Origin of the sequence: Lactobacillus jensenii DSM 20557 (genome assembly GCF_001436455.1) — a bacterium.
In the GTDB taxonomy this organism is placed as follows: Bacteria; Bacillota; Bacilli; order Lactobacillales; family Lactobacillaceae; genus Lactobacillus; species Lactobacillus jensenii.
On record NZ_AYYU01000038.1, the window covers coordinates 1 to 6,203 of the forward strand.

5 protein-coding genes and 1 pseudogene are annotated in these 6,203 nt (G+C 32.9%); all 6 read left to right on the forward strand.

Translation table 11 applies throughout. The features are described 5' to 3' along the window. Positions 1 to 166 precede the first annotated feature (166 nt). Entirely contained in the window at positions 167 to 880 is a 714-nt protein-coding gene (yycF, locus tag FC45_RS07085) for a response regulator YycF (protein ID WP_006588728.1), read from the forward strand. 44 nt (positions 881 to 924) lie between these two features. Then, entirely contained in the window at positions 925 to 2,781 is a 1,857-nt protein-coding gene (walK, locus tag FC45_RS07090) for a cell wall metabolism sensor histidine kinase WalK (protein ID WP_006588729.1), read from the forward strand. Next, positions 2,771 to 4,123: a YycH family regulatory protein gene (locus FC45_RS07095; protein WP_006588327.1), complete on the forward strand. Its 1,353-nt coding sequence runs from the start codon at positions 2,771 to 2,773 to the stop codon at positions 4,121 to 4,123. The genes walK and FC45_RS07095 overlap by 11 nt, the downstream gene beginning before the upstream one ends. 3 nt (positions 4,124 to 4,126) lie before the next feature. After that, complete coding sequence (locus tag FC45_RS07100; protein ID WP_006585415.1) at positions 4,127 to 4,930, forward strand: two-component system regulatory protein YycI; 804 nt, start codon at positions 4,127 to 4,129, stop codon at positions 4,928 to 4,930. Positions 4,931 to 4,948: 18 nt separating this feature from the next. Continuing rightward, positions 4,949 to 5,746 (forward strand): MBL fold metallo-hydrolase, encoded by a 798-nt coding sequence (locus tag FC45_RS07105; protein ID WP_006588328.1) that lies wholly within the window; start codon positions 4,949 to 4,951, stop codon positions 5,744 to 5,746. Between the two features lie 78 nt (positions 5,747 to 5,824). Further along, positions 5,825 to 6,203, forward strand: a pseudogene (locus tag FC45_RS07110) (S1C family serine protease); the annotation flags it as partial.

Below are 6,203 nucleotides of genomic sequence, written 5' to 3' on the forward strand. Positions count from 1 at the left end.
TCCGTTGCTCTGCCAGCTGAGCTAACCACCCATGTCATTAATAAGCAATGTATATTATGCCAAGATGTTTAAGAAAATGCAAGCTTTTTTTGAAAAAAGTTACTTTTTGGATAAAATTGTAAAAATCAATTATAATATAAAGTATCTATAGAAGGAGGCATTTCCGATGCCAAAGAAAATTCTTGTTGTTGACGACGAAAAGCCAATTTCCGATATTATTAAGTTCAACTTAACCAAGGAAGGCTTTGAAGTTGATACCGCCTATGATGGCGAAGAAGCAGTAAAAAAAGTAAATGAGATAGATCCAGATTTAATGATTTTGGATTTAATGCTACCTAAAAAAGATGGTTTGGAAGTTGCACGTGAAGTGCGCCAAACTCATGACATGCCAATTATTATGGTAACAGCTAAAGATACTGAAATTGACAAGGTATTGGGTTTAGAAATGGGTGCAGATGACTATGTTACTAAGCCATTCTCTAACCGTGAATTAGTAGCTAGAGTAAAAGCAAACTTGCGGCGACGTGATATTGTTCAAAAGCAAGCTGATGAAAGTGAAAACGAAAATAAAAATATTACGATTGGTAATTTAGTCATTATGCCAGATGCCTACATCGTTGAAAAAGATGGTCAAAAAATTGAATTAACTCATCGTGAATTTGAATTGCTTCATTATCTTGCATCACACATGGGTCAAGTAATGACTAGAGAACACTTACTTCAAACAGCTTGGGGTTATGATTATTTTGGTGATGTACGGACTGTTGACGTTACTGTACACCGGCTAAGAGAAAAAATTGAAGATAATCCAATTCAACCAAAGATTTTGGTTACACGTCGTGGTGTAGGATATTATGTTAAAGATCCAAATGAAGAATAGAATCGAAAGCCACTAATTAGTGGCTTTCTTTAGTTATGGTAAAAATGAAAAAAATAAAAAGTATTCTTAATTCACTTAATACAAAGATTGCTGTTGTCTTTATGCTAATGATTTTAGCTACAATTGAAATTATTGGAGCATATTTTACACGGCAATTAGAGCAAAGCACGATTGAAAGCTTTCAAACTTCAATTCAAATACCGACTATTATTACTAATTCTCTAGCTACGCAGCTATCTAAAAATACTAAAAAAGCAGATGAACAGTTAAGCCAAATTGTAAGCAATTATAATAATAGTGCAATCAGTGAAATTATTGTTGTCGATAACAAAGATGTTATAAGAGCTGTTTCTAACTTAAATGATAAAAGTCGTGTTGGACAAAGAGCTACTAATGTAGGAATAAAACAGGTTACGTCGACCGGACGGCAAGTTACTTGGATTGATAGTAATAACACTGGTAGCAATATGGTCCAAATAACACCATTAACTGTTGGAACAGGGGCTAATTCTACTTTGGGTGCTATTTATGTCCGGGCTAATATGCAAGGGGTTTTTGACAATTTGAGAAATATTTCATATATGTTCTTAACCGCTTCTTTTGCCGCTTCGATTTTAAGTGCAATTTTGGCATTATTTATTTCCCGGGCAATAACTAAGCCGATTGAAGAAATGAGAATGCAAGCTTTACAAGTGGCTGATGGAGATTATTCTGGTCAAGTAAAGATTTATTCTAATGATGAATTAGGACAACTAGCTGAAGCTTTTAATACTTTATCTATAAGAGTTGAACGCTCACAGGAACAGTCTGAAAGTGAACGGAGAAGATTAGATAGTGTTTTGTCCCATATGACTGATGGAGTTATTGCGACTGATCGTCACGGAAACGTCATCATTTTGAATCAAATGGCCTTGAGCTTTTTGGATATTAAAGAAAAAGAAGCTGTAAATAAACCTATAACAAAAATTTTAGGCTTGGCAGATGATGTTAGTGCTCAAGAATTGATTGGCAATCAACAGGAAATGATGATTACTGTTAATGAGGGAACTCCAGATGAAATGATATTACACGCTAGTTTCTCATTAATTCGTCGGGTGACTGGCTTTGTTTCAGGAGCTGTATGTGTCTTGCATGATGTAACTGAGCAACAAAAAAATGAAAATGAACAACGGCAGTTTGTTTCTAATGTTTCGCATGAATTGCGTACCCCTCTGACTAGTTTGCGTGCTTATATCGAAGCCTTAAATGATGGTGCATGGAAAGATCCTGAAATAGCACCGCAATTTTTGGAAGTTACTCAAGAAGAAACTGAACGAATGATTCGAATGATTAATGATCTTTTGTCATTATCGAGAATGGATCGTGGTGTTGCCAAAATGGATTTGGAATGGGTTAACTTTAATGATTTCTTGAGTCACGTTTTGAACCGCTTTGACATGATTGTTAAAAAAGATGCAGAAAAAGGTCAGGAGGGTGAAAAGAAATATTCAATTAAGAGAAAAATTACAAATCAAGATTTATGGGTTGAAATTGATACTGATCAAATGATGCAGGTTATTGATAATATCATGAACAATGCCATTAAATATTCCCCTGATGGTGGTGTGATTACAGTAGGATTATCACAATCACAAAATCAAATTATTTTAAGCATTTCTGATCAAGGACTAGGGATTCCTAAAAAAGATTTGAATAAAATTTTTGATCGCTTTTATCGTGTTGATAAAGCTCGTTCACGTGAGCAAGGAGGTACAGGTTTAGGTTTAGCAATTGCTAAGGAAATCGTAGAAGCTCATAAAGGTAGAATTTGGGCTGATAGTCAAGAAGGAAAAGGCTCAACGTTTTACATTTCATTGCCGTTTGAACCAATGAGTGAGGAGGACGACTGGGATGAAGTCTAAAAATAGAGCAATTGATATAGCATTGCATATAGCGACTGGCTTAGTAATCATAACTTCAATAGTTTTGTGGATTTTTATTTTAACAAGTGATCAAAGGTTTAGTGGATTAAATCAATCAACTGATACAGATACTACACACGTTAAAAATTCTAAATCTATTAAAGATGCATATTTACCTACCGAAGTATTTGGTTATCGCAACAATCAGTTATATCAACTATATGATTCTGATAAAAACTTGCCATTGGTATTTTCTAAAGAATTTAATAATGCAAAAATTGAAAGAATTAAACCAATATTTATTACCAAAAAAGACTATCAGAAATTTTTGGCCAATAAGGCTTACTTGCAGCTAACTTATCCGGATCAAATAACTTTTGGAATCTTTTCAAGTAATGTTTCTAAATATAAAAATTCTGAATTTAATCGTATTTTTATTGCTCAAAAAGATGGGAAATTTAAATTATATGCGGGTAATGATTTAAATCATCGAATCTATGAAGTTTCATTGAAAAATGGCAATTTTGATAAATTGCTAAAATATGCTCAAAAATCAGAAAGTAAGACAGCTGTTTCACTAATTAGATTAAGTGAAGGCTACGAAGTTTCATATAAGAATGATTTAACGGTAAATGTTTATAGCTACTTAATTAGTAACCCAAGTGATTCTTACTTTGTTTCGCGATTATTAGGAACTTCTGGTGTTTCCTCAAAAACTGCCGGTAATGTTACAACTTATACTGCCGGTTTATATAATCACTTAGAAGTACCCAAATCTAATAGTAAGGATTATCATAACTACACTTATATTAATTACCAAAAGTCATCAATTCCTAATCCAAATACTCGTTTAAGTGATAGTGTGACTTATGTTCATAAACTGGGACTAGTAGAACAAGATTTGCGCTTTTTTGATGCAGAGGGTTCATCAGTTGTGTATACCAATTATATAGAAGGCTATCCAGTATTTATTAAAACGCAAGGACCACAAATTCAAATTAGATATAGTACGGATAATATAACAATCAAATTTAATAGTACGAACTTACAAATTCCCGTTCCATTTGATGGAAGAACAGTAAAAATTCCTAAAACTAGTACTGTAATTAAAACTTTGCAGGCCAAAGGTATTGCTAAAAGTGATATTCAAAGAATGACTATTGGTTTTGAATTAGTACGTGATAGTGCTCACGATAGCTTGGTAGACTTAACACCGACATACTACATTAAGATATATAATCATTGGTTGTCATTATCTGAATGGCAAAATGCTAACTTAGCTAAATATCGAACTAGTACTACTAGCAGTGCTAAGGGATTAAATGTTACTAGAGAGGAATAAATTATGGATCATCGCAGAATTGAGTGGTTATTTTTTGTTATTTTCTTAGCGATTAGTATTTTTCTCGGAATTGAATTATGGCGGACACCTATTCAGCTTAGTGGAACTAGTTCTGACCCGAATACAACGACCAATATTAGTGATGAAATAAAAGCTGATAATATCGACCTACCCTCTCTTTCAGAAGATACAGCTTCAGGCTATTATTTGGCTGCTAGTGATCAAAATTATTTCAAAAATATAAAAAATTTGCGTAATGTAAATACTAGCTATTCCTCTACTGATAAAACTTTTTATGCCGTATTGCAAAGGGCTGTAAATTTAAGTACTGATAATACCAAAGCTTTGGAGCAAGTTAAAGCTTTCAAAAATAATAGTCACTATGTTCCATTTGGTAAACAATATGTTTATGTAGATGAGTTGTCAGACGATAGTAATTATGTATTTGTTCAAAATTCTAAATTTGGAAAAGTATATGATGCATCGGCTGAATTAATTATCAAAGTTCAAAAACATCAAATTGTCAGTTATCAACAAGGTTACTTAGGAGAATTATCTGCAGTCCGTGAATTACAGTCGACAATTTCATCTTGGAAAGCAATTCAGAATTTATATATTTATCGAGAATTGACTAATAATTCTAAGGTGATTTGGATAAAATTAGAGTATTCCAAGTTAACTGAAGTTAGAAATAGTATTATTTTATTGCCAACTTGGGTTGTTGAAATTGAAAATAAGACAACAAAAACAAGTTCAATTAAGCGGGTTAATGCCTTCACTGGGCAAGTAATACAAAGTAGTATGTAACAGACTAAGGGGATTAATGTGAAAGTTTCTATTTTAGCTAGTGGATCAACTGGTAACACAAGTTTGATTGAAACTGAAAAACATAAAATTTTGATGGATGCTGGTTTATCTGGAAAGAAAATTAAAGATTTACTTGCACAAGTAGGAGTAGATATTAACGATATTGATATGGCTTTTTTAAGTCATGACCATAGTGATCATTCTAAAGGATTAGGCGTTTTGATGCGGAGATATCCACAGATAAATGCCTTTGCTAATAGTGGGACTTGGAAGTATTTAATTGATGAAAATAAAGTGGGTAAATTACCAGTAGAGCAAATCAATACTATTGAACCAGGACAAGTAAAAAGTTTTGATGACTTGGAAATTCAAGCATTTGCAACTAGTCATGATGCAGCACAACCTCAATATTATGTCTTTTCAAGTGCTGGTAAGCGTATTACCTTTTTAACAGATACAGGTTATGTTTCAGAAAAAGTACGTGATGTTATCAAAGATAGTGATGCTTATATGTTGGAATTTAATTATGATACTGAATTGTTAAGAAATGGGTCATATTCTTGGCAATTAAAAAAGCGAATTATGTCAGATTATGGACATCTATCAAATGAACAAGCTAGCGAAGTCTTTGAGGACGTTTTAACGGCTAAAACTAAGCATATCTTCTTAACTCATCGTAGCCAGCATAATAATACTTTGCGTTTAGCTCATGATACTCTGGTAAACAATTTAGCAAGGGATGAGATAGATTTTAATCCACAGCTAAAAGTCATTGATACTGATCCCAATATTCCTACAGACTTGATAAAAATTTAAAATTTTCAGCAAATAATATTCATATAATATTCAAAATTAGAGTATATGCTTAATTATGAAGATAAGGAGAGCGAGAATATGACAGAAGATAAAAATCCAAATGTCCAAAACCAGTCACAAAATCAAGCTTCTCGATCTAATTTAAGTACTGCCGATAAAAGCCAAAATAAACTTTTGACAAAAGCAGCAATTGTTGGTGTAGTGGCAGGATTATTAGGTGGTGGAGTTTCTTATGTGGGACTTGAACAATACTCAAATTATGCCGATTCTAGTTCCGCACAAACTTCTATTTCCAGTTCTAGTGCAAGTATTTCTAAAAATAGTGCTAAAAATTCTGGTACGATGACCAGTGCTTACAACAAGGTTAAGGGAGCCGTTGTTTCAGTAATTAATTTGAAGAAAAATTCTACTCGTAAATCAAGTAGTATTTATGACTTATTTGGCGGTGGTGATTCAG